The sequence below is a fragment of the Microbacterium sp. ZXX196 genome (assembly GCF_009709595.1).
GTDB lineage: Bacteria > Actinomycetota > Actinomycetes > Actinomycetales > Microbacteriaceae > Microbacterium > Microbacterium excoecariae.
This window is the reverse complement of the sequence record NZ_WMEE01000308.1, coordinates 1-259: the sequence shown is the minus strand read 5'-3', so window position 1 is coordinate 259 and position 259 is coordinate 1. Positions and strand designations below refer to the sequence as shown.

Annotated in this window: 1 protein-coding gene; it reads left to right on the top strand. The window is 29.0% G+C overall.

Annotated features, from left to right (window positions below):
* The coding region (locus tag GJQ66_RS14295; protein ID WP_230379643.1) for a hypothetical protein at positions 1–259 on the top strand (259 nt) is incomplete at both ends.

Below are 259 nucleotides of genomic sequence, written 5' to 3'. Positions count from 1 at the left end.
CAGAAAGCTTATCTATGGAAATACAATCAGCAACAGCTATTCCTTCGTCTGAATACACTCGACAAAATGCTAAAATTTTGGAAGATAGATTTAAAAATAAACATATAGTTACTTTATACATCGGTGATAGCCAGGTGTTAGTTTCTATAAAATTCACTGACTGTAAAGTTACTGAAGAAGGAAAAACATCTATGTTAGCCTTTTTAAATAGTGATGAAGATATATTGAAAGATTATAATGAAACCTACAAAGAAAATAA